The sequence below is a fragment of the Streptomyces sp. R-74717 genome (genome assembly GCF_047305335.1).
Lineage (GTDB): Bacteria > Actinomycetota > Actinomycetes > Streptomycetales > Streptomycetaceae > Streptomyces > Streptomyces atratus.
Genome location: NZ_CP102361.1, coordinates 4,835,738 through 4,859,010 on the forward strand (window position 1 = coordinate 4,835,738; position 23,273 = coordinate 4,859,010).

At 67.6% G+C, this 23,273-nt stretch carries 21 protein-coding genes and 2 pseudogenes; 9 read left to right on the top strand and 14 right to left on the bottom strand.

Annotated features, from left to right (window positions below):
• Positions 1-125 precede the first annotated feature (125 nt).
• From NRF20_RS22070 to NRF20_RS22080, 3 genes are all read left to right on the top strand, one after another.
• Positions 126-995 carry a DUF2637 domain-containing protein gene (locus tag NRF20_RS22070; RefSeq protein ID WP_413753139.1) on the top strand — a complete coding sequence of 290 codons (870 nt, stop codon included), beginning with the start codon at positions 126-128 and terminating at the stop codon, positions 993-995.
• Positions 996-1,314: 319 nt separating this feature from the next.
• Positions 1,315-1,875 (top strand): MobC family plasmid mobilization relaxosome protein, encoded by a 561-nt coding sequence (locus NRF20_RS22075; protein WP_413753140.1) that lies wholly within the window; start codon positions 1,315-1,317, stop codon positions 1,873-1,875.
• On the top strand, positions 1,872-3,620 hold the full coding sequence (locus NRF20_RS22080) for a relaxase/mobilization nuclease domain-containing protein (protein ID WP_413753141.1): 1,749 nt from the start codon (positions 1,872-1,874) through the stop codon (positions 3,618-3,620). Before NRF20_RS22075 ends, NRF20_RS22080 begins: the two co-directional genes overlap by 4 nt.
• 510 nt (positions 3,621-4,130) lie before the next feature.
• Here the strand turns inward: NRF20_RS22080 and NRF20_RS22085 are convergent.
• The 5 genes from NRF20_RS22085 to NRF20_RS22105 all read right to left on the bottom strand — a co-directional run bounded on the left by NRF20_RS22085 (position 4,131) and on the right by NRF20_RS22105 (position 7,638).
• The gene (locus NRF20_RS22085; RefSeq protein ID WP_413753142.1) at positions 4,131-4,718 is read right to left on the bottom strand and encodes a class IV adenylate cyclase; all 588 of its coding nucleotides are present in this window, start codon (positions 4,716-4,718) and stop codon (positions 4,131-4,133) included.
• Positions 4,719-4,736: 18 nt separating this feature from the next.
• Entirely contained in the window at positions 4,737-5,384 is a 648-nt protein-coding gene (locus tag NRF20_RS22090; RefSeq protein WP_413753143.1) for an SAM-dependent methyltransferase, read from the bottom strand.
• Positions 5,302-5,943 carry a hypothetical protein gene (locus tag NRF20_RS22095; protein WP_413753144.1) on the bottom strand — a complete coding sequence of 214 codons (642 nt, stop codon included), beginning with the start codon at positions 5,941-5,943 and terminating at the stop codon, positions 5,302-5,304. The genes NRF20_RS22090 and NRF20_RS22095 overlap by 83 nt, the downstream gene beginning before the upstream one ends.
• The gene (locus NRF20_RS22100) at positions 5,936-6,838 is read right to left on the bottom strand and encodes a radical SAM protein (protein ID WP_413753145.1); all 903 of its coding nucleotides are present in this window, start codon (positions 6,836-6,838) and stop codon (positions 5,936-5,938) included. The genes NRF20_RS22095 and NRF20_RS22100 overlap by 8 nt, the downstream gene beginning before the upstream one ends.
• Positions 6,839-6,945: 107 nt before the next feature.
• Complete coding sequence (locus NRF20_RS22105; RefSeq protein ID WP_413753146.1) at positions 6,946-7,638, bottom strand: HAD family hydrolase; 693 nt, start codon at positions 7,636-7,638, stop codon at positions 6,946-6,948.
• 97 nt (positions 7,639-7,735) lie between these two features.
• Here NRF20_RS22105 and NRF20_RS22110 point away from each other — a divergent pair, with 97 nt between their 5' ends.
• Together NRF20_RS22110 and NRF20_RS22115 are read left to right on the top strand one after the other, a co-directional pair.
• A complete protein-coding gene (locus NRF20_RS22110) occupies positions 7,736-8,509 on the top strand; it encodes a helix-turn-helix transcriptional regulator (protein ID WP_413753147.1) in 774 nt (257 codons plus the stop codon).
• Positions 8,496-8,963 carry an NUDIX hydrolase gene (locus NRF20_RS22115; RefSeq protein WP_413753148.1) on the top strand — a complete coding sequence of 156 codons (468 nt, stop codon included), beginning with the start codon at positions 8,496-8,498 and terminating at the stop codon, positions 8,961-8,963. Before NRF20_RS22110 ends, NRF20_RS22115 begins: the two co-directional genes overlap by 14 nt.
• On the opposite strand, the gene NRF20_RS22120 is transcribed toward NRF20_RS22115, so the two are convergent.
• The 3 genes from NRF20_RS22120 to NRF20_RS22130 all read right to left on the bottom strand — a co-directional run bounded on the left by NRF20_RS22120 (position 8,951) and on the right by NRF20_RS22130 (position 11,101).
• Positions 8,951-9,514, bottom strand: coding sequence for an HD domain-containing protein (locus NRF20_RS22120; protein ID WP_413753149.1), 564 nt, complete (start codon positions 9,512-9,514; stop codon positions 8,951-8,953). The two genes, NRF20_RS22115 and NRF20_RS22120, sit on opposite strands and share 13 nt — an antisense overlap.
• A gap of 208 nt (positions 9,515-9,722) precedes the next feature.
• Positions 9,723-10,382: an HAD family hydrolase gene (locus NRF20_RS22125; RefSeq protein WP_413753150.1), complete on the bottom strand. Its 660-nt coding sequence runs from the start codon at positions 10,380-10,382 to the stop codon at positions 9,723-9,725.
• A gap of 272 nt (positions 10,383-10,654) precedes the next feature.
• Positions 10,655-11,101: a hypothetical protein gene (locus NRF20_RS22130; protein WP_413753151.1), complete on the bottom strand. Its 447-nt coding sequence runs from the start codon at positions 11,099-11,101 to the stop codon at positions 10,655-10,657.
• Between the two features lie 1,082 nt (positions 11,102-12,183).
• On the opposite strand from NRF20_RS22130, the gene NRF20_RS22135 reads away from it, so the two are divergent.
• Positions 12,184-13,116 carry a hypothetical protein gene (locus NRF20_RS22135; RefSeq protein WP_413753152.1) on the top strand — a complete coding sequence of 311 codons (933 nt, stop codon included), beginning with the start codon at positions 12,184-12,186 and terminating at the stop codon, positions 13,114-13,116.
• A gap of 541 nt (positions 13,117-13,657) precedes the next feature.
• Here the strand turns inward: NRF20_RS22135 and NRF20_RS22140 are convergent.
• A pseudogene (locus NRF20_RS22140) lies at positions 13,658-14,313 on the bottom strand (YdcF family protein).
• Positions 14,314-14,679: 366 nt separating this feature from the next.
• On the opposite strand from NRF20_RS22140, the gene NRF20_RS22145 reads away from it, so the two are divergent.
• Entirely contained in the window at positions 14,680-16,035 is a 1,356-nt protein-coding gene (locus NRF20_RS22145; protein ID WP_413753153.1) for a hypothetical protein, read from the top strand.
• 376 nt (positions 16,036-16,411) lie between these two features.
• Here NRF20_RS22145 and NRF20_RS22150 read toward each other — a convergent pair.
• From NRF20_RS22150 to NRF20_RS22170, 5 genes and pseudogenes are all read right to left on the bottom strand, one after another.
• Positions 16,412-16,737 (bottom strand): annotated as a pseudogene (locus NRF20_RS22150) (site-specific integrase); the annotation flags it as partial.
• A gap of 26 nt (positions 16,738-16,763) precedes the next feature.
• On the bottom strand, positions 16,764-18,392 hold the full coding sequence (locus NRF20_RS22155; protein WP_413754589.1) for an IS200/IS605 family accessory protein TnpB-related protein: 1,629 nt from the start codon (positions 18,390-18,392) through the stop codon (positions 16,764-16,766).
• Positions 18,393-18,559: 167 nt separating this feature from the next.
• Positions 18,560-18,727 (bottom strand): hypothetical protein, encoded by a 168-nt coding sequence (locus tag NRF20_RS22160; protein ID WP_398628522.1) that lies wholly within the window; start codon positions 18,725-18,727, stop codon positions 18,560-18,562.
• A 19-nt stretch (positions 18,728-18,746) separates the two neighbouring features.
• Positions 18,747-19,913, bottom strand: a complete 1,167-nt coding sequence (locus tag NRF20_RS22165; RefSeq protein WP_413753154.1) for a serine hydrolase domain-containing protein — start codon at positions 19,911-19,913, stop codon at positions 18,747-18,749.
• Positions 19,914-19,983: 70 nt separating this feature from the next.
• Positions 19,984-21,162, bottom strand: a complete 1,179-nt coding sequence (locus tag NRF20_RS22170) for a serine hydrolase domain-containing protein (RefSeq protein WP_398628520.1) — start codon at positions 21,160-21,162, stop codon at positions 19,984-19,986.
• A gap of 140 nt (positions 21,163-21,302) precedes the next feature.
• Between NRF20_RS22170 and NRF20_RS22175 the strand changes: the two genes are divergently transcribed.
• Both NRF20_RS22175 and NRF20_RS22180 read left to right on the top strand, forming a co-directional pair.
• The gene (locus NRF20_RS22175) at positions 21,303-22,544 is read left to right on the top strand and encodes a sensor histidine kinase (protein WP_398628519.1); all 1,242 of its coding nucleotides are present in this window, start codon (positions 21,303-21,305) and stop codon (positions 22,542-22,544) included.
• 23 nt (positions 22,545-22,567) lie between these two features.
• Positions 22,568-23,248, top strand: a complete 681-nt coding sequence (locus NRF20_RS22180; RefSeq protein WP_266365404.1) for a response regulator transcription factor — start codon at positions 22,568-22,570, stop codon at positions 23,246-23,248.
• Positions 23,249-23,273 lie beyond the last annotated feature (25 nt).

A 23,273-nucleotide genomic window follows, 5' to 3' on the forward strand; every position in this document is an offset into this window, starting at 1 on the left:
TCGTTCACGCCGTACACGCACCCCAGCGTTCACGCGTGAGCCCCCCTTTAGAAGGGGGCTCGCGTGTACGCCCCCTGCGTGAACGCCGTGATCGCCTCCGCAGAACCACCCCCGGAGAACCCCGCATGACCACACCCGCCACACCCTGCAACACCACCCACCACACCACCCAGTGGAATCGCCCCACGCCCCGTACGCAGCGCATCCAGGCGGTGGAGCGGCAAGCAACGCCCCAGCACGCTGCCGAGCGGTACGCCCTCGTCGCGGCCGGAGTCGTCATCATCGCCCTCACCGCCGGCGGATTCTGGCTCTCGTACGCACACCTCGCCCAGGTTGCTGGACAGCATGGGCTGGGAAGCTCCCCGGTCCGGCAATGGGCCTGGCCTGCGACCCTGGACGCGTTCATCGTCGCGGGCGAACTACTCATGCTCCGCGCGGGGCTGCGCCGGGTGACCGACTGGTGGGCGATCGCTCTAACGGCCACAGGGTCGGTCGGATCCATCGCGCTCAACGTGGCCGGCGTCAGCGGAACGGGCAATGCAAGCATCGTGCCCCTGCTCGACTACGTGGTCGCCGCGGTCCCCCCGACCGCCGCCCTGCTGGCCTTCGGCGTGCTGATGCGGCAGATCCACCAAGTGGTTGACCGGCCCCTCGACCACCCGGTCGTCGCTTCCGCCGAGACGCTAGAACCACCTGCCCCACCATCCACTTACCTCGCCGAACCGCAGTCGGCCGTTTCCGTCCGGATGCCGCCACCGCCCCCGGTTTCGGACGGCCAGCCGCGTGGTGGCCGACCGGTCAGCGCGGCGGTCGAGGAACTGGTTGAGATCGGCCGGATCGCTGCGGTCGAGAAGCGGAAGCTCACTCGGGCCATCGTTCAACAGGCCATACGCGACAAGGGGCATACGGTCAGCGGCCAACGACTGACCGAGGTCATGAACATCCTCCGGCCGGAATCCGACGCCGAAGCCGACGCCGGTCCGAACACCGGCTGACCACCCGCCCGCCGGTGGCCGGAACTCTTCCGGCCACCGGCCACGCGATCGTGGCCTCGCCACCCGATCACTTATCCACACCTGTGGCCGGGCGGTGGCCCTCCGCACGCCACCAGCCCACCCGCTCTTCCCCGGAGAACCACCCGTGACCCACGACCCGCACCACGCCAAGGACACCCTCGACGAGCCGCTGCCGCTGCCGAAATCGCCTACGCTGATGGGGCGTTTGCGGCGGGCGTTCGGACGGGCTGCCCCTGGCGGAGCCAGTAGTACCCCGAGTCCGACTCAAGGCCGGATTCGGGGGATCTCCGCCCCAGGGGTGGCGGAGACGGCCCAGCGCCAGGGGGCGCCGCACCAGGAGGTCGGGGCCGAGGGCGGCCGCGACCTGGACGAACTCCACGCCGTCCAGCAGCAGATACTCCGCCCCGCACCCACCACCGCGTCTGCCGCCGGCAAGCAATCCGTGCAGAGCGTTCAGCCCACGATCCGCCGCTTCACCGGCACCAAGCGCGTCGTCCGAGTCGGCCCGTTGCGTTTCACCGGCGACGAGCACGCCGACCTCCAAGAGGCGGCTGCCGAGCATGGCTACAAGGGCGATTCCGGCTTCGCCGCCGACATCGTCCTCGCCTTCCTCTCCGGTCGGTTCACCGCGAATCTGCCGCTGTCTGAAGACCGCCGCCGCACCCACATGTTCCGCGCCCAGGTGTTGCGCGAGCTCAACCGCATCGGCATCAACATCAACCAAATCGCCCGCGCACTTAACAGCGACCTCACCCCGCCCGACATCCGCCAGCGTCTCGGCGAGCTGCACCACGTGCTGGAGCTGATCGCAGAAGCCCTGCGAGAGCCCACCGACCCCAGGAAGGACCTGCCTGCATGATCGCCGCCATCAAACCGGCCGGGTCCAACACCCGTGGCCTGCTCGCCTACCTCTACGGCCCCGGCCACCACGACGAGCACACCGACCCGCACATCCTGGCCGGCTTCGCGATGCTCGGCATGCCCGACCCCGGCCGCGACGAGAACGCCACCCTCACCCAGCTCGCCCGCCACATCGACGAGCCCGTCCGGCTCCGCAACAGCGAGTTCGGCAAGAAGGTCACCGACCACGTCTGGCACTGCCCCGTCCGCGCCGCCCCCGAAGACCGTCACCTCTCCGACGCCGAATGGGGCGAGATCGCCCAGCGCATCGTCGAAGCCGCCGGCATCGCTCCCAAAGGCGACGACCTGGCCTGCCGCTGGATAGCCATCCGCCACGCCGACGACCACATCCACATCCTCGCCACCACCGTCCGCGAAGACGGACGCCGCCCCAAGCTCCACGACAGCGGCATCCGCGTCGGCGACGCATGCCGCCGGATCGAGGCGGACTACGGCCTACGCCAGCTGAAGAAGGGTGACCGCACCGCCGGACGCCGCCCCACCCAGGCTGAGATGCACAAAGCCGAACGCCTCGGCTGGGAACAGACCAGCCGCGAATGGCTCCAAGATCGCATCCGCGCCGCCATCCCCCACGCGAGCAGCGCCGAGGATCTCCTCGCCTACCTCGAGGCCGACGACGTCCTGGTCAAGCTCCGCCGAGGACCCTCAGGCGACCTCCTGGGCTACGCGGTCGGCCGGCCCGGCAACCTGAACAAGGACGGCGAGCAGATCTTCCACCCCGGCGGGAAGATCGCCCCCGACCTCACCCTGCCCAAACTGAAGGCCCGCCTAGAAAGCAGCGCGCCGGAGGAGCACCCCAGTGCCCGCCGCAACCAGCCCAGCAGCCCCTGGCAGCAGGCAACCGAAGCCCTCAACACCCTTCACACCCACCTCACCGACACCAGCACCGACACCAGCACCGGCGACAACGGTGGCGCGATGGCCCAGGCCCAGATCACCGCCCTCGGAGAACTCATGCAAGCCACTGCCCAGAAGGCCCCCACCGACCTGCGCGTCCAGCTGCAATTGGCCAGCAAGGCGTTCGCCCGTGCCCAGCGCTCCCAGATTTGGGGAGAGGACCGCGCTGCCCACGCTCTACGGACCGCAGCCCGCGACATCGCCAACACCGCCACGGGCCCCGGCGGCAGCGCCCTCGCCGCCCTCGTCGCCGCCATGGTCTGGGCCGCCATCCTCGCCGGACGCTGGCACGACGCCAAAGGCAACGCCCCCCAGGCCGACTCCGCCCGGCAGGCCCTTCAGCATCTCCAGGCAGCAGCCGACAGCGCCCTCACCCCCGTACTGATCAAGCTCGAAGCCCGCCGCCCGAAGGACGAGAACCGCCGAACCCTGGCCAGCGACGTACGCGCCGCTGTCCCCGAACACGCCGACCGGATCCTCACCGACCCCGGCTGGCCCGCTCTCGCCACCGTCCTCGCCGACGCCGAAGCACGCGGCCACAAACCCCACCAGCTTCTCCAGGAAGCCGCCGCTCGACGCGAACTGACCACCGCCCGTCAACCCGCGCGCGTCCTGATCACCCGTATCCAGCACACCAGCCGCAACCCTGTACGCAACCGTCGAGCAGAAGCGGCCCGCCTGCGTACCACCACGGCCGCAGGAGCCCCCGTCCAGCAGAACCGAACCGCAATACACGTAGCAACAGGCTCGCCCACAGACAAGCGCCAACAGCCCCACCGCCGATAGAAGTCGTCACAGCCGCAGGGAACGGAAACCCGTTGGGTGACCGTCCCCTGCGGTTGGTTGGTACGGCGTTCGCGCAGAGCCATCGCTGTGGAGAGTCGCGGTGACCGCCCCAACCAAGCAGGCTATCCGCGGCGCAAGAATCCACTTCGTGCTCGATGCTTCCCCGCCCGACGTCCGCCAACCGGCTCTGCCTGAGGAGGGATCCCGGGCTGCGTCGAACGAACCGGATCATCGTTGAGAAGGATGGATTGCCAGACCTGCTCCTGAAGTGCCCGGATGCAAGGGCCGCAGGCGTACATCGCTGCTTGGGCACCGGCCACGCTCACGGGACCGATCCACAGGACACGGGTCCACTTCTGGCCGCAGTAGAGCCAGCAGAGCCCATCGATCCAGTGGTTGCCGTCGTCGGTACCTGCCGGTGCGGGCAGACCACCGCGAGCGAACTCGGCGATCCCGGGTATCACCCGGTGTGGTACGGCCAGTTCCATAAGCACAGCTCAGCCCTCAAGGTCAGTGGCCATGGGCGGCCACTGGGGCTGCCTCACTCTTGTCGGCGTCCGCGAAGAGGAGGGTGGGTTCCGCCAGGATGTCGCGGCCTGATTCGCTCTTGTAGATCTCATCCACGCTGCCGAACCGGGCTTCGGAGTAGTCGAGTTCGAGCAGTGCAGCTGCTTGTCGGACCGATGCCTCGTCAGGCCCTTCGATCTCGACGAAGGTGGGGAGGTCCGGCCAGGTGTCGAAGTCGAAGGCGACCTCGCCGAGGCGCCACTCTTCGCGGTAGTTCTCCTGGTACCGGACCTCGCGCATACCGAGGCTGCGGAGGATCTCGGCCATGGCGTGCAGGTCCGTGACCTCGGTTTCGATCTCGGTGGTGCCGTCGATCGTGGTGGCGTCGGTGACCTGCTTGAGTGTCAGCGTCGACCGGGTGCCCTCGTCGCGCAGCCGCACCCAGGCACCTCCTTCGAGGGCGTCGTTCTCGAAGATCTTGCGGGTGAGAAGGGTGCGCGGGAACGCTTGGGCGGCGCCCAGAGTGGTCAGCTTGGTCTGAAGGCCGGCGACGTCGATGGCGAGGAACTTGGCCTCGTACTCGTGCTTCACGGGTTCTTCCTTTAGCGATTAGGAGGGGGTGCGGGCCGCGAGGAGCAGGCCCATCCGGTGGGTGTGGTCCTGGAGCTGGCCGATGTGGGCCCGCTCGGCGAACTCATTCGTTCGCAGGGTCAGCAGAACGTCCCAGTCGCCGATGAAGTGACGCCCGAGCTTCTCGGGGGACGTGTAGTGCTCGATCAGGTGCTGGCGCTGGGTGACAGGCATCATGAACTCCGCGCCGAACAGACCGTCCTGGCGTACGGACGACTGCATGCGGGTGATGAACTCGGCGAGCGGGCGATGGTGGTTGGCACTGTAATGCCACGAGCAGCTCGTCCAGATGGCGTCGCAGGGCATGTCCAGAGGCTCCCATTGAAGGAAGTCCTCCTCCACGACCTGCACTCGGTCGTATAGCGATTCGAGCTTGAGCCGGTCGATGAGGCCCATGGCGTGGGCCTGGTTGTCACCCGGGAGCGTGACCTCACCACCGTGAAGAGCAAGGGGGTCGCGTTCTACGGCGATCACTCGGTAGCCGGCGGCGGCCAGCGGCAGGATGAACTTGCCGTCGCTCGCGCCGATGACCGCGACAGTGGCGTCAGGAGTGGCACGCTCCTTCAGCGCGGCGAGGAACTGGGGAAAGAAGGTGAGGGTGTGCTCCCACAGGCTCTGCGTTTGCACGGTGGTGGGCTCCTTGCGTGTCGGTGGCGAGGATCGCCTGGACGACCTCGTCGGGGTCCAGGCGCGTGGTGTCCACGCGGTGCATCGGGAACTGGGCATAGGCATCGGTGACCCGGTCGCCAGAGTCCTCGACGAGGGTGTCCCAGCGGGAGACCGGCTTGGTCCGCTCAGTGAGCCGACGCCGGCGCTCGTCTTCGCCGCACGTCAGCTGGTAGGTCACGGGCTGCGGCAGGTCGGGCGGCAGACTGACCCCAAGACGAACGCCGAGAGCGCGGTGGGTGGCGAGGCAGCGAGCGAAGTAGCTCTCCACGACGACCGGGGTGCCCGAGGACAGGTAGCGCCGTATCTCATCAGCCGCGGTGAACAGCGCGGACAGGTAGAAGCACATCCTGGCCTCGGCATTCCCCCGCAGGTCCACCTCGCGCCGCAGAGGCTGGTAGATGAGCGGCACGGTCGGGACCAGAACGGCTTCACGGGCTGCTGCCAGCATCGGTGCGATGGTCGACTTGCCGGTGCCGCGAAGTCCTTCGAGGCTCTCGAACAGCGGGGCGTCAGACACGGCCGTACACGACGTCCGGTACCGCGAGCGTGAGTTCGTCGGTGGCGGATGGCCGGTGGTCGATGTGGTCAGCGAGCTTGTCGTACCAGAAAGCGTGGGAGTCCTTGCCGACGGCCTTGCAGGACATGGTGAGTGCGCCGCGCGGGTCGGCCTCGATCCGATCGATCTGTGTCGGGCCACCTGCAGGAGCGCAAATCTCCGGGGCGCCGTTCTCGGACAAGTCCTCGTCGACGATCACTTCGATGGTCAGGTCGGCGGTCTGGAGCTGTTCACGTAGGCGGATGTAGGCGGCGGAGTCGGTGATGAGGAGCTCGGGGTGATCTGCTGCGTTGCCGACCGGTCGGAGGCAGTGAAGCTTCAACTGCTCGACTCCATAGTGTTGCAGGGTGCGCGCCAGAGGGAGCACCTCATCGATGTTGCGAGAGGTGACCGTCAGGGTCGCACCGGTGCGGACACCGAGTCCCCGGGCGATGTCGAGTGCGCTCAGCGCACTCTGGTAGCTCCCGAACTTGCGGACGTGGTCGTTGGTCGAGCCGATGCCCTCCAGCGATACCCGTAGCAGGTCCAGGTGGGGGGCGATCTCGGTGAGCCGGCGCTCGATCCGATAGCCGTTGGTGCAGATCTCGACCTGCATGCCCAGTTCCTGCTTGGCGTACCGGACGACGTAGGCGAGGTCCTTGTAGACGAACGGCTCGCCGCCCAGCAGGGTGACAGCCTCGGTGCCGTACTGGTCGCGCATGAGCGTGAGGAGGTTGACGGCCTCGTCTGCAGTGAAGGCATCGGCGTGCTTGAGCCTCTTGCCATGGAAGCAGTGCAGACACTCGAAGTTGCAGCGGTACAACAGCTGCAGGTACAGCATCCGGATCCTGCGGATCCCGGTGACTTCCCCGATCACGTGGGTCTCCTTCGGGCAGTTGCCTGGTGGGAGACCTGATGCTGGCGGAACGAGTACGGACAGCATCACCGCGTATCCGGACGCCCCGGGGACGTCCTGGGACGTTTTCAGTGGGCCGCGAGGGTCTCCAGGATCCCGAGAACATGCGCAGTGTCCGTCAGGTTCGGTAGCACTACCTGCGCGCCGGCAGCCCTCAATTCTTCGGCGCTGTGGACGCCAGAAGCGACCGCAATGATCCCGGAGTTCGTGGCGAGCGCGGCCTCGACATCCCTCGGGGTATCTCCTACCAGCACGACAGGCACGTCATCCCACGCGCCTCGGAGGCGTTGGGCGCGCTCCCGGGCAACAGCTACCAAGCCCGGACGCTGGAGAGCGTCAGCCCCATAGGCACCAACAGACAGGTCGAGGAGGGGGTCCAGTCCGAAGGCCGATACCTTCACGCGGGCGTTGGCCGCAATATTGCCGGTGAGAACCGAAGACACCCAGCCCTCGTGTACCGAGGTCACCTTCAAGACGTCACGCACGCCCGGCAGCGCCGTCCCGCGCACGCTGAGATCGTGGAGGCGTTCCTCTCCGGCACTGGCAAGAGCAGCCTCGACAGCCGGCCAGTCCGGCTCGGACAGACTGTTCCGCTGGAACATGTCACGCATGATCAGGCGATCCGTACGGCCCTCCGTCCGCGCAGGTTCGATCGGAGGGGTTCCCGCCAGCGCCGTGAACGCGGCGGCGTAGATCTCCTTACTGACCCCGGCATTCTCGATGAGCGTGTGGTCGATGTCCCACAGGACGATGAGCTCCATACGACCAGCGTAAGTACCATGGTCGAAGCTCCGGCTCCTGAGGAACGTCCCATAACGTCCTTGCCCGCTCCTGGCCGCCTCGGCTTGTATGGCGCCTGTGAACGAGCGACTGCACTCCGTACTCGCCCAGCGCGGCCTCTCGCCAGAGTCACTCGCTGAGCTCTGCGAGGTAGACCCGAAGACCGTCAGTCGCTGGCTCGGGGGGCGCGTTCCCCACGCGCGCCACAGATTCCGTGCCGCTCAGCACTTGCGTGTGGAGGAGCTGTTTCTTTGGCCAGCACCGGCGCCGAGTGCCGGACAGCCCACTTCCGGGTCAGGCTTGGAGCTGGTCGGGACCTACCAGAACCGGGCCAGCGTTCCGCGGGACATGTGGCTCTCGCTGCTGAAGGGGGCCCAGGACCAGATCAGTGTCCTCGTCTTCTCCGGCACGTTCTTCGCCCAGTCCAACCCCCACGTCGCAAAGATGCTCGCCGAGCGAGCGGCAGACGGGGTGCAAGTACGGCTCTGCTTCGGTGAGTCAAGCGGCCGAGCTGTGGCTATCCGCGGCCGTGAAGAGGGCATCGGCGACACGCTTGCCGCCAAGATCCGCGCCTCCCTGACCTACTACCGGCCCTTATTGTCTGAGGCGGGCTGTGAGGTCAGGCTGCACGACACCACGCTTTACGCCTCCCTGTTCCGCTATGACAACGACCTGCTGGTCAACCCGCATGTCTGGGGCCAGCCAGCCAGTGCCAACCCTCTGCTCCATCTCAAGAGAGTTGATGCTGCAGGGTGGTTCGACAACTACGCTCAGAGTTTCGAAGCTGTCTGGGCCACCGCGAGCCCTTGGACGCCAGACCAGGAGGGGCCCTCGTCACATGGGCAGGACTGAGTACTACAACGACCCCAAAGCCCCCAAGGCAAACACGCTCATTCCCGCCAACAACATGCTCGTCGTCGACGACAGCGGCGCCATCCTTCTCCAGCGCCGTCGAGACACAGGCCAATGGGCCCTGCCGGGCGGCGCCCAGGACATCGGGGAGACGGCGGCACAGTGCGCCGTGCGCGAATGCCTCGAAGAGACCGGCATCATCGCCGAGATCACAGGCTTCCTCGGGGTCTACACAAACCCCAACCACATCGTGGCCTACACCGACGGCGAGATCCGCCAGCAGTACGAGAACACGTACATCGGACGCCCGGTGGGCGGCGAGCCCACCATCAACGACGAGGCCGACGGAGTTCGCTTCGTCCAGCCGTCCGACCTTGACCAGTACGACATCCACCCCAGCATGCGTCAGCAGATCGGCGACTACCTCGCCGGCACCTACCCCTACCTGGGCTGAGCCGCCAACGCTGCTTCCACCCGCTCCACAGCAGCACGAATCTCCGGCGATGCCCGACGGATGAACCGCCCTACCAGACTGTCAGAACCGTAACGGACATTGATCTCCGCCAGACGAGCCTCGACAGAAGTGCCCTCACCATCGGGCGTGGTCGTCATGTCGCAGTAGACAAGGGCGTCCACAAGCCGCTGGTCGTCGAGCAGCGGAAACTCAACCTCCAGCACGTCCCGCAATCCGCGCTCCTCCGCTTCCAGCAACGCCAGCGAATGGTTCGCCACCAACCGAACCAGGCGTTCATCCGCAGCATGGACGTCACGAAGAAACCGAGCGCCATCCAGCGGATGAAATCCGGTCACAGCCAGCCGCGGAGCGTAGCCCACATCATGCAGGACAGCCGCAGAGGTCAGCAGCTCCGCGTCGTCTCCCAGAACCCCAGCCAGATCGGCCGCGCGCTGCGCGACCCCCTGCGAGTGCGCCCATCGACGAGGAAGTGGCGCGCTCAACTCCGCCTCGGCCACCACGCACGCCCACTTCACGATTGATCCATCCATGGGTTGGTACTTGCCCAGGTACAGCCCGGCACAGTCTGAGCCGCACAGATCAACGCGTCACCCCTCGCCTCGGCTGAGCGCGGAGCGGGACAACACTCGTCACCGGCGGACCTCGGCCAGCGAAAATGCGAGCTCCTAACGCCATTCCCTGGGCAAGCAGAGCGTCGGCAACCTCGACGACCGCCTCCCTACGACTGGGACAGGACAGTCAGCGCTCTCCAGCGTTGAACTTGGCGATCCTCTCGGGCAGCTCCGCGAGCGAGTCGATGTGCATCGTGGTGATCGAGTCCGCATCCGGGTCACGCTGCTGAATCGTGCCCCACGGCCCACGCCGAATCAAAGCAGTCAGAAGCCCAGCCTGCACGGCCGGGCGAATGTCGTTGTCGAGCCGGTCGCCGACGTACAGGATCTCGCCCGGCTCGGCAGGCGTCGCTTCGATGACGTGCTCGAAGAAGGCCACGTCCGGCTTCGATGCTTCCCAGTCGTCGCTGGTGGCGATCAGGTCGGATGGAAGGTCCAGCCCGCGCAGCAGGCCGCCGGCTCGCACAGTCTGGTTTCCCGCGATGCCCACCCACAGGTCGGCCTCCCGCAGCGCGGCCAGCGTGGGCCGCACATCGGGGTAGAGGTCGTCCTCGCCGAACCATTCCGGCTTCCCGGCTGCCGCGCGCTTCTCGTGCTCCTCAGTCAGGTCGAACCCCGGACGAAACTCCTGGAACGTCTCCCGGTAGTCACGCCCTTGCGCGATGACCGCCCCGAACATCGCCGCGAAGGTATGCCGCGGCACTTCCAGCCAGTCCGCCCAGGTCCCGTACTCCCGGGTCTCGTCGACAAGACACTCACCCACGTCGAACACCACCGCACGAATCATGCTCCGCAGGTTAGACGGTGCAGCACCTAGAGTAGACAGCCCTGTCGGCCTGCGGCTGACTATCCACCCCGCCTCTGACCTCAAGCACAGCGAGCGCCCTCGGTTCGTTCGCGACCGTCGCGCACCCCGAACACAGGCATCCGTTCAAGCTCGATCCACTCGTCGTCGACATCGTGGATTCGCTCAGGCAGGTGGCAGCGGGAACGTCGTCGGCGGGCGACGCGCTGCCCGAGCCCAAGCCGACATCGACGCGTGTCGGGAAGCGGGGTGGATTACTGGGACACCGCAAGTGTGGCGGCGGGGCGGCAAGGCCGACCGAAGCGGGCACATTTCTGCTCGAACCCCGGGGGGAGCCATCCACCGCTCAGCAGGCGAGGATGTGCGGGAAACGCGGTGATGGCGGCGACAGCGAAGGCGAGGGACGCCCATGGTGTGTGCACCATCGTGTTCACCTGCTGGCCGCGAGTATTGACGAAGCTCGTCTGGAACGTAGCCACGCTCACGAGGTCGATCGTGCTCAGGGCCTTCCAATCAAGGTCAAGTCCGCCCGCGCTGCTCGCAAAGTGCAGCTTCTGACGGGTGATCGTCACCTCCCCCGGGCCGTCGACCATCCATCGCGCTTGGGCGTCACGCGCTGCTTGGCGCCGCCTGGCGGAGTTGCCGATCGCGGAACCCAGAAGACTCCCGATGACGAATGCGGGATTGCCGACGGCGACCACACTGTTGTGCTGGTACCGCCCGTTGCCTGGGGCTCGCCAGGTCGAACGCTTACCGGGGCCGACAGCCAGGGCACGGTCGTCGCGCTCCAGTCTCGCTGTCGTGGCGATCAACGGACGGCGAGCCAGACCGCCTGCAAGGAGATCCGCGACGATCTCGCACGAGTGCCACAGATGGTCGTCCAGGGATGACCACGCCGGGGTGTTCGCGTGCCCTGGTGGCGGCGCGAAGGGGTTGGCCTTTGTCACTCTGGCGGGTCCGTTTCCCGAGGGCACTTGATCACTTCAGTGCGATCGAGAGTATCCAGGAGACTCCTCGGTCGGCAGGAAATTTGAGGATCTTGCCACCGAGGCTGATCCTCGTGCTCGGCGATACGGTACCGGCCAACAGCGGCGCCGTCAGACCGCCCGTACTGGTCTCATTCCTGGTCTCATCACCCTCGTTCGGCTTCCGACCGGACTGCTACGGACCAAAACCGCAACCACTAACGTCTATGACCCCAGCAGTTGCCCTTCCGGCGCTACGCCGGCCTCGGGTTGGCCTCGGCGGGGAAGCTGCCGCACACCATCGCCGCGTTGCGTCCGTAGCGGCGCATCACTTGAGGGCACCGGGTACACGGGCCCACCTCCCCCGGAGGGCGCCCCAGAGCGGAAGCAGCCGCCCACAGCAATTCGAAGAGATGGCCGCACTCCTGGCACGGGCTGCTGCAGCCGTCCAGAGGCTGGTTGCATGCCGAGCGTGGGCATCCCTCATTCGAGCCCGCACCACCCGCCGCGTATGTGGGTTCCGCAGTTCTGCACGCCACTCCAGTCCCTGATTTGCGGTTTTCGCGTCCACCACCACCCCTCACGGTGGGGTGCTTCGTAACCAGGCACGCAGACACGCCCTGCGGCCGGGCCGACGTCCGCAGTCCCAGGCTGTGCCGTGCGAAGAACCGACGAACGAGGGCCACCACGGCTGGCGCTGGGCTTCCAGAATTCACTCTGACGAGTTAGTTAATATGCTCGAACGAGTGACGAGCGCTCCACGGTCCAGCAAAGAAACATTTCTTCACCAGAGCGCTCGTGATTAGCTCCAACACACCATGAACGACATCACCAGACTCGAAGATGGCTACGCGTTCTCCGTTCCAACACTCAACGAAAATGGAATCCCCGTACGTTCCGGCAACTATTGGGTCGGGGCAGAATTGGCCGAGAAATGGCTAAAAAGAAACCTCGAGGGGAACAGGAAGGCGTCCACTCTACGAGTGAAGCGATATTCAAAGGCCATGGCGGAGGGCCGCTGGAAGCTGACACACCAATCCATCGCCTTTGACAGCCAAGGGAACTTGATCGATGGGCAGCATCGCCTACTAGCCGTAATTCACTCCAAGACGGTGGTCCCAATGAGGGTCCACGTCGGCGCAGATCCATCCACTTTTGCAGTGATCGATACCGGCTACGGTCGCGTCCCATCGCAATTCATGCGAGTAGCAAACGCGAACATCATCAAAGGCGCAGCCAGGATCATCCTCTTTGCAGACGTCTGCAGGGAAAACGGAAACGAAGCTTCCTTCATGCATCGTGGAAGTTTCGATAACGATGTCGTTTTCGAAACCGTGGAGCAATGGCCCGAACTGCAAGAATACGCCTCAGCAGCGTCACGCATCTATCGGGCGTGTGGAAGTTCATCGACAAATATGCTGGCAGTACTCGCACAGGCTTCCCGCGGGAGCAATCCTGGGGCGATTGAATCATTCGTCGAAGGCATGATCTTGGGCGAAAATATGTCCAAGGGAGATCCCATCCTCCTCTTGCGGAACAGAGCAATCGCACGGATGGATCGCGCCCTGTCCTACCGCGACAAGACCGTCCTGTATGGAACAACGGTAAAAGCATGGAACGCGCACGCCAGAGGTGAGAAGCTAAAGTTCCTTCGGTTCATCTATGATGACAAATCCGAAGAAGGAATGCTCCCTGTAAGCGCCGGTAAAGGCTCAACAGGCATGAAGGAAAAAATTCCAGATGTACTCTAAAATAATATAGGTAAATCACGTCCTGACCTCGATCGCAGGCGTACACCACAGTTCGGCGATCCCGTAGCCGCTGCCTCCGCCCAGGCCAGATACGCCCGCGTCCGTCCTCGAACAGCCGGACGAACATTTGGAAAGCATGTTCGGGGCAACCCCTCACGAGTTCGAATCTCGTATCCTCCGCCATTACTCTCACCGGGCAATACGTCGAAGGGCCCCACCGTTCACGGTGGGGCCCTTCGGCGTTGGTGGTTGCAGTTGCCGCCAGTACGTCGCTGGCGCCTGCCCACCGCTCAAAGCCGCACGGCCCTAGCTGTATTGCCCTGTGAGGTTGGGGACGCGGCTGGGCCGGCCGTCGAACGCGCTGGCGCCGGTCACGGCGGAGAGATCGGCGAGCCTCAGTTTCCGGCGAACCCGGTCGGGATCGTCGATCAACGCGTCCCGAGTGAGAGTCGGCCGTCCGTGGGGAAGGCGTGTGGGGACGGTCAGCCACTGCACAGATTGGGGCTGGTGAATTGAGCACAGCCCGCCCGGCTCCGGCAGGTCAGGAAGCGATGAGACGGCTGGTGAAGCCGTCACGGATGAGGGATTCGTACGCTCCGTGCACGTCCTCCGGGACCTCCTGCTCGATGGCGAATCCGAGCTCCGGATACTCGATGACCCGCTGGAGATCGCCGACGAGCATGTCCAGGACGAGCTTCTCGTCGCCGATGGACTTCACGTAGTCGTCGAACTCCAGTGGCTCCGACGCACAGAGGATCTCGACGTCGGGCCATAGCTTGCGGGCGGTCGCGAACGAGCGTCGTTCCCATGTAGGGCTTGGAAACCAGCATCACTTTCGTCGGGGTGATGCCGGCGGCGGCGAGGACTTCACGGGAGAGAGTGATGTTCTGCCCGGTGTTGCCTGCCTCCGGTTCCAGCAGGATTTCTTCGGCGGGGACGCCGAGGTCGATGGCGTGCTCGCGAAAGTGGACGGCCTCGCCGCGCGGGAAGACCTTGGCGGTGGTGGGGCTGTTGCCGCCGGTGAAGACCAGGGCCGGGAACAGCCCGGAGCGATACAGCTTGGCGGAGTGAGTGGCAACGCCGAGGTCGTGGCTGCCCAAGCCCGGGACGCAGTTGGTGGTGCATCTGGTGGTAGTCCCAGATCAGCGCGGCCCGGCGCCACCGGTCCTCGGTTATGGCCTGCTGGTTGTCGCTCACGCGTCTCTCCCTGGTCACCGCTGCCGGGGCCGGTCGGCCCCTCGCTCATGGCCTTGATGCCCTCGTTACTGCGCAGTTGGTGTACGCGTCCGTCCTGCGCGGCCGTGCGGATGGCCTGATCGAGGACGAGGAGTCCTTCATCAGGCTCGCCAGGCCGCCGACACCGACTTGTCCGGACGCGGTCTGGCCCTGGTGGCCGCGCTCGCCGACGGCTGGGGAGTGCGGGACCGCACACCGCTCGAACGTTCCTCGAAGGGGGCTGGCCGAATACCGGCCTGCGCCCCTCGTGCGCACTTGATTGCGCTCCCCTGTCCCGTCCTACGGTCCTCCAGCTCACGCCGCACCACATCGACAGAAGGGCTGCCGGTGAACAAGGACGAATCCAAAGCCGTCGCCGAGATCCTCCACGAGCTGAGCACCACCTCCCACGTCCAGGTCCGCTCATCACCCGAGCTCGCCGCCCAGGTCGCCAAGGCTGCGGCGGACGAGGACGAGAAGCGGATAGAGGACGGGCGGGGCTCCCTTCGCCGACGCACCGACTACAGGGCCGTCCGGACAGCGCCGCGATCACTGACACTCACACCCTGGCAGGTCATCCACGCCATCGGCCTCGGAGCCGCTTCGGCCCGCCAAGGTGCGGGGCGAGGACTCGCCGAGCACTGGGGCAGCCTGCGCTACAGCCAGGCCCTGGAAGCCAACCGCGGCCGATACCTGCAGCTGTCGTCCGAAGGGCGCGATCTCCTGCGCTTTTACAAGGCCACCCAGTCCGGAGAAATCGGCACCGGCTTCGCCTCTCTTTTGGCCGAGAAGCTGGTCAGGTCCCGCTACCCCGACCACTCGGTCTCCGTGATCCCGGCGGACATCGCTCTGAAGGCCGGCTGGACCCTACGCAGCTCCGGTACCGGCACTCGCCCGGAGCCGCTACAGCGACGGCCCCACTTCTTCGTCGAAGCCTGGCAACCAGGCCAGCCGTCCAAGGTCCTCCTCCTCTCCTCCAAGGGCACCCACAGCAGCGTTCACCAGGTACAGAAGCAGCTCGGTACGGCCAGCGCCCACGTTGAGTCCGTGCACATTGGGCCGTACGGCACAGTCCCGTACCTGCTCATCGGAACCGAGATCCCCACCACGGAGAGCCTTGCCGTGCACATCCTGGAGGCGCCGGGTACGACCGTCCTCCGCCCGTCCGGAGAGACATCAGAAGCCGGCCTGGATCTCGCCCTGGAGCAGGGGAACCGTATGGCCGACGTCGTGCGGCCCACGGACCGCGGAGAGATGATCGTCCCCGGGTTCCAGGTACTGCCCGACTCCTTTGCCTGGTTCAGCGTCGTGCTGGCACGGACGGAAGCAGCCACGCTCACGGCCTTCACCGGAGGTGGCAAACCCACCGCCCAGTACCTGACCAAGGAACAAGGCCGACGCCACTTCCAGCACGATGTCCATGCCAACACGGCCGGGCTGCGAGATGCGGAGCACCGCATCCACGACATCGACTTCGTCGGTACCGACCACATCTACCGCCTCAATGGCACCCGCATAGAGGCATTTTCCGGGCTCAAGAGGAGCCTCTACACGCACCTCCACCACGGGCGCGTCAGTGAATACCGAAGTGAGGTACACGCCCTACGAGGGCAGTGGCCGGACCGCAGCACATCAGAGCAGTGGAACGCGGTGTCCATCCGCCCCGACGGAACCGTGATGGCGATCCGACTCCAGGACGGGTGACCCAGCAGCCAGCGTCAACTGCCGATCGGTCCTGGTAGTGCCTACTCGGGGGCACACAAAGCTGCAGCGGGGCTGGTCAAGAGGCGGCCGTGCCGACGGGGCGGCCTCGGCGGCCCTGCCCTGATGGTCTCAGTTCTGGTCTCGTTCGCCCCCGTCCAGCAACGTCCACCGGACGCCCCGCCTCTCATTCCGGCGCAGGTCAGGACGCCGATGGCTCACCCCGGACCCCCGGACGAACATTTGGAAAGCGTGTTGGGGGCAACCCCTCACGAGTTCGAATCTCGTATCCTCCGCCATTGCTCTCACCGGGCAATACGTTGAAGGGCCCCACCGCTTGCGGTGGGGCCCTTCGCGTCTCCCCGTCTCAGTTTCCGTCTCAGTTGGGGTCTGCGGCCCGCTCTGCGGGGTCCGAGCCGGTGTCGGGGCCTGCCTCCTCGGTAGCGTCCCAGAGCGCGTCACCGACCTGCTTGGCGACGTTCTTCAGCATGGGACCGGTGACGTGCAGGTACCCGGCGCGCATCCGCGCCGAGCCGCCGGGCTCCCAGCCCATGATCGCGTCGACCACCACATCGGGGACTCCCAGCAGCAGGAGCACGGTCCCGGCGGTGTGGCGTGCGTCATGAAGACGGCCGTCCCGCACGCCCGCGTCGTCCAGAGCTTCTTCCAGTGCTGGTAGTCGGTATTCGGAATGAGCGGGCCCCAGTCGGCTGCGCGAAGACGCACCGTTCCTAGCCAGTGTGCATGAGTGAGTCCTGGACCCACCGATGTGTACTGGGCGCATCCCGAACGGTGTTGGATGCGCTCGGTTCCCGCTTTCGCATCCCGTTCGGCGGCACGTCTCTGGGGGCGTGGTCCGTTGCGGGTGGGCGGGTTCCGTCCCGCCCCCGGGTGCCTGGTGGGGCCTGGGCGGTCCGATGCCCCGCACGATCACTCCGGTCGTGTGGGGGCGGTGCCGTCCGACGCCGGACCGGGTGTCCGAGGGCGCGTCGTCCGATCGCGATACCGGCGGCATCGTGACGGGACATCTTTCGGTTGGGGGTGGCCAGTGGTTTCTGCCAGTGCTGGGCACCCCACAGGGAGGTGTAGGCGGGGTCGACCGCGACAATGCTCAGGCCCTGTTCGGCGGCCATGGAGACCAGCCGGGCCTTGAGCTTCCCGGTCGGAATACCGGAGATCAGCTGCCGGAACCGCTTCTTGCGGCCGTGCTTCTCCCGCGTTTTCTCGGTGGTGAAGTCGAGGTCCTCGATGGCGATCGCGGTGACACCGGCCTGCTTGGCCCAGTTGATCAGGCGGGTCAGGGCGTGGCGGATCTGAGCGTCGCGGTGATCGGCGGTGCCGGACAGGTCGTAGAAGAACCGCCGGGGCTCGCCGATGGGGTTGCCGTGTGGGTCGAGGCGGTAGGCGGCGAAGTGGTCGGCGTTGGTGTCGACGCCGATCATGCCCCGGGCCCGGGCTGCCTCCAGCGGGATGGTCTGGACGGCGGGGCGCTGCCAGGACGCGGTCAGGTACCAGCGGCCACGGCCCACGTCGAGGTGGATGCGGTAGGCCACGGCCCGGTTCGCGACAATGCGATCGGCCCACTCCTGACCTCGGTGCGCGAACGCCACGGTCGAGGTGAGGGTGTACCGGCCGTGCTTGGCGTTGGCCAGGTGCGCGAGCGGGGCGGGCAGTTTGATGCTGACCTCGCCGTCCGGGGTGACGCGGATGGTCTCGTTCCCGAACCGTTTCCCGGACTCGCCGTCGGCGGCGATGAACCAGCGTTCCGCTTCCCAGCGCTCCCGCCACTGCTCCTCGGTCAGCCGGGCCTGGGTGAGGTGATGGCGGGTGTTCAGGAGGCGTCTGCCGCCCCGCACGACCCGGACGCGTCCGGCCTGCCGGTCACGGACCGCGGCATCGTGCCGGGCTTCCAGCGCCGCGAGGCGGCGGGACTTGTGGAACCACTCGCCCCTGGAGCGGTAGCCGCCCGCGGCCCGCTTGGTGCCCCTCGCGCCGATGGGGAGGGACAGGCGGTGCCGCAGCGTCCCGATCCCGGCTTCCAGCGTCTGGATGTGCGCGGCCTGGCAACGGCGCGCCAGCGCCCACTGATCGTGCGTGGCCTTGGTGATCGCACCGGCGATCCGCGATGACGACAGCGGCGTCAGGTCCCGCTTGCGCGCCGCCCAGGTCTCCTTGCTGTGCTCCAGACCATCCGCACAACGGGCCCTGAGATCACGGGAAGCCAGACGGCCCTGATACTCACCGACCGCACGTAGGACTATCTCGTCCTGGGGGGTGAGGTGCTTGAGACGGTCCCGGACCGCCACCCCGCACGGCCCGGGCACCACGAAGGGCGCGGCCAGCTCCCGCACACCACCCACCACAACACCCCCTCCTCCAGACTGGACACCTGCCACCTGCCCAACGAGCAGCAGACGCCAAGGTCACCCATTCGATCCCAGAACTTCCGTTCCCACTCGGTGAACCCGCCGACAGGACTCACTCCTGCTCACTGCAACGCACTTCAGTGCAGCAAACCGACAGCAGCTCACAACCCCTTGTCCTCCCACTCGTCCCCGGCTTGCTTCCGCTCCCACGCCTGGTCGTCCTGGTGCTTCCGGAGGAGCTTGATGATCGGGTCCGGAAGCCCGATGGTGCGGCGGCCGGCACGCGACTTGGTGTTCTTGAACTCGCGGCGTCGGTCGTTTTGCTTCACGGAACGCCCTCGGCGGGGTTCAGCGGCACAGGGCGGTGTCCACGGCGCGTTCGAGATTCCTCCGGCCCGCCTCGTCGGTGAGCTGCATGGTGACCGCGACGTTGGTGGCGCGGCCGTCGTCGGTGGCGCCGCCCCGGGTCTCGTACCCCGGGAAGCTGCCGCCGTGGCCCCAGGAGAGGCCGCCGCACGGCAGCGGCCTGCTGACGAGTCCAAGTCCGTAGCGGGCACCGGGGCCGAAGGTCACTTCGGCGGGGACGGTGGAGCGCATCTGGGCGAGCTGGGCCGAGGGCAGGAGGCGACCGGCCAGGAGTGCGCTGAAGAAGCGGTTGAGGTCGGAGCCGGTGGAGACCATCTGGCCTGCCGCCCAGCCCCAGGAGGGGTCGATCTCCGTGATGTCGCGCAGCGGCGCGTCCGCCGATTCCCGGTAGTAGCCGTGGGGGTGGGGCTCCCGGATGCTCGCGTCACCGGGGGCGGGGAAGTAGGTGTGGCGCAGCCCGGCGCGTCGGACGACGCGCCGGTCGATCTCCTCGGCCAGGGGGCGGCCGGTGACCTTCTGGACGAGCAGGCCGGCAAGCACGTAGTTGGTGTTGCTGTACTTCCAACTCGTCCCGGGGGCGAAGTCGGCCGGGTGCTGGAGGGCTGTGGCGAGCAGTTCGCGGGGGGCGTAGTACCGGACATCGTCCCCGAGGTGGTTGCTGTAGTTGGGGAGTCCGCTGGTCTGCTGGAGGAGCTGGCGGACGGTGATGTGCCGTCCGTCGATCCCCTCCCCGCGGACGAGGCCGGGCAGGTAGGTGTCGACGGAGGCGTCCAGGTCCACCCTCCGCTCCGCGACGAGCTGGAGGACAACGACCGCGACGAAGGTCTTGGTGTTGCTGCCGATCCGCACCTGCCCGTCGACGGGTACCGGTGCGCCGGTGGCCAGGTCGCCGAGCCCTGCGGTGTAGATCCGGGAGCGGCCGTCACGGTCCTGGACGCTCGCCAGCGCGGCGGGCATCCCGTCGTCGCGCACCAGCGCGTTCAGGCTCTGCTGGACGGCGTCCGGCCTGACGGCGGAGGCGGCGGGCGGGGCGAGGGCGCCCAGTGTCATGACGCCGATGGCCACCGCGGCCGCGGCGGGCAGGGCCCGTCGCCGCGTGCCCTGCTGCCGGCCCGGCGAGCGAAGCCCTTGCCGTGTCTGTCCACGCATGAGTCAACTCCTGAGGAATCGTTGGATCGTCGTTCGGGTTGCCGGGTTGCCGGGTTGCCGGGTGCGTGATTCAGCCGCACAGGGCCCTGTCCACGGCGTCCTTCACGTGCTGCGTGGCCGCCTCGTCCGTCGGGATGCTGGTGACCGCGACGTTGGCGGCGCGGCCGTCGTCGGTGACACCGCCCCGGGTCTCGTACCCCGCGATGTCGCCGCCGTGGCCCCAGTAGACGCCGCCGCACGACAGCGGCCTGCTCGCGAGCCCCAGCCCGTAGCGGAGGCCGGAGGTCCCGGCGGGGACGGTCGTGCGCATCTCGGCAAGCTGGGCCGCCGGGAGGAGGCGGCCGGCGAGGAGCGCGGTGAAGAAGCGGTTGAGGTCGGAGTTGGTGGAGATCAACTGGCCTGCGGCCCAGCCTGCGGAAGGGTCCATCTCCGTAAAGTCGCGCAGCGGTCCGTCCGCCGCGTTGCGGTGGTAGCCCTGGGGGTGCGGCTCTCGGATGGTCATCTCGCCGGGGGCGGGGAAGTAGGTGTGGCGCAGCCCGATGCGCTTGATGATGCGCCGGTCCATCTCCTCGGCGAGGGGGCGGCCGGTGACCTTCTGGACGATCAGGCCGGCCAGGACATAGTTGGTGTTGCTGTACCCCCACGTCGTCCCCGGAGCCGCGTCGGCCTTGTACCGGAGGGCGATGTCGAGCAGCTCGCGGGGCTCGAAGTACCGGTTCCTGATCTCGTCGTCGTCGACGTGGATGCCGTACTCGGGGAGTCCGCTGGTGTGCTGAAGGAGCTGGCGGACGGTGATGCGGCGCCCGTCGATCCCCTCTCCGCGGACGAGGCCGGGCAGGTAGGTGTCGACGGTGGCGTCGAGGCCGATCTTCCCTTCGCCGACCAGCTGCAGGACCACGACCGCCGTGAACGCCTTGGTGTTGCTGCCGATCCGTACCTGGCCGTCCCTGGGCACCTTCGAGCCGGTGGTCAGGTCGCCGACTCCTGCGGTGTAGGTGCGGGTGCGGCCGTTCCGGTCCTGGACGCTCGCCAGCGCGGCGGGCATCCCGTCGTCGCGCACCAGCGCGTTCAGGCTCTGCTGGACGGCGTCCGGCCTGGCGGCAGCAGCAGCGGAGGCGGCGGGCGGGGCGAGGGCACCCAGCGTCATGACGCCGATGGCCACCGCGGCCGCGGCCGACACGGCTCGTCGCCGCCTGCCGCCCTGCTGCCGGGTCGAGGAACGAAGGCCCTGTCGGGTCTGAGCACGCATAAGTCAACTCCTGGGGAATCGTTTGGTCGGGGCACGATCCTGGTTCCCAGGGCCCTCTGACCGCATCGCGGGAAGGCGGGAGAAATCGCTCCCCCGATCGGGGGAGGCTGCTGGTGGGCTGCCCGGCAATACTGGCGACCATGATCAGGGGAATTCGGCCGCTGCTGCGCGGCTCCACGTATTCGGGTGTGCTGTTCGCCTATTGCGGCGCGCTGGCGAGCCTTCCGCTGCTGCCTTTCGCCCTGTTGCCGGCGCTGTCGTGGCGAACCGCTCCCGAGAGCGTGCAGTCGGTCCTGGTCCTGCTGGTCTGGGCGGTACTGGTCGGCGTGGTCGGACTGGCGCGCCCCGTACGGCGGGCGCTGGTCGTGTCCGCCCGCCGGCTGCTGCGGGTGCCGCTGCCGGATCCGGTGGCCGGTCGCCGGACCTCCGGTTCACTCGGCCTCGACCGCTGGCGGACCCCGCTCTGGCTGGTGCTGCACGTGACCGTCGGGTGGACGGGGGCGCTGGCGAGCGGGGTGCTGTTCATCATGGGCCTCTCCCTGCCGGGGAACTGGCTCGGCGGCGAGGCGCGGGCGAGTCTGTTCGGCACGTCGGTCCGGGTGTCGGGCGGGTGGAGCTGGGTGGTGGCGGCCGTGTGCATCCTGCTGGCGGTGGCCGTCTGCGTACTGGTGACAAAGGCTCTGCGGTGGTCGGCGCCACGGCTGCTGGGGCCGTCGGCGGCCGAACGGCTCGCGCTGGCTGCCGCACGGGAACTGCTGCTGGCCGAACGCAACCGGATTGCCCACGAGTTGCACGACTCGATCGGGCACACGCTGACGACGGCCACCATCCAGGCGGCGGTGGCGGACGAGGTGCTCTCCGCCGACCCGGCGGCGGCGCGGGCCGCCATGCGCAGCATCGAGGAGTCGACGCGGGCCGCGCTGGAGGACCTGGACTACGTGCTCGGAGTGCTGCGCGAGGAACAGTCGGGGACGGCGCCGACCCGGACCCTGGCCGACCTCCCCGAGCTGCTGGACCGCCTGCGGCACGCGGGGGCGGTGGTGGAACCGGAGGTGTCGGGCGAGCTGGCGCAGGTGCAGGGGACGCTCTCCCGGGCGGCGTACCGGATTCTCCAGGAGGGGTTGACGAACGCGCTGCGCCACGGGGCGGGCGGCCCGATCGAGGTCCGAGTGGCGGCCGGGCCGGACGGACTGGATCTCACGGTGGTCAACCGGACCGGGGCACGGATGGGCCCGGGCCCGGGGGCCTTCCCGACCTCCGGTCACGGTCTGCCCGGACTGGCCGAGCGCGTCCGGCTGCTGCATGGTGAGTTCCAGGCCGGCCCGGACGGGACGCAGCACTGGCGACTGGCCGTCCGGCTGCCGGTACGGGCGTCGGCGTGAGTGGATCCGACGCGAGCGAAGGCATGGCCCTCCCCGCCGTCACCAGCCCCGCCGTCACCCTCCTGATCGCGGACGACGACGAGGTGACCCGCAGCGGCCTGCGCATGCTGCTCGCCGCACAGCCGAGGATCACGGTGGTCGGCGAGGCCGCCGACGGCGTCGAGGCGGTCGAACGGGCGCGGAGCCTACGGCCGGACGTGGTCCTGATGGACGTCCGGATGCCGCGTCGCAACGGGATCGAGGCCACCCGCCAACTGCTGGCCGAAGCGGCCGACCCGCCGAAGGTCGTGGTGATCACCACCTTCGAGAACGACGGCTACGTCACCGCCGCCCTCAGCGCGGGCGCCAGCGGCTTCGTCCTCAAGCGCCTCCCGGTCCGCCAGATCGCCGAGGCGGTCCGGGTGGTGGCGGCGGGCGAAGCGGTCCTCTTCCCGGCCGCACTGGGCCGCATGGTCGCCGCCCGCCCGCTGGGCTCCGCCGAGGCCCTGCCGCAGGCCACCCTGACCGGCCGGGAAGAGGAGGTGCTGCGCCTGATGGCCACCGGGCTCTCCAATCCGGAGATCGCGGAGTCCCTCACGGTGAGCCTGGAGACGGTCAAGACCCACGTCGGAAACGTGCTGACCAAGCTCGGCGCGCAGAACCGGACCCATGCGGTCGTGATCGCGTACGAGTCCGGTCTGGTGGTCCCGGGCTTCGCCGGCTGACCGGCTTCCGCTCCTCTTCGCGGTC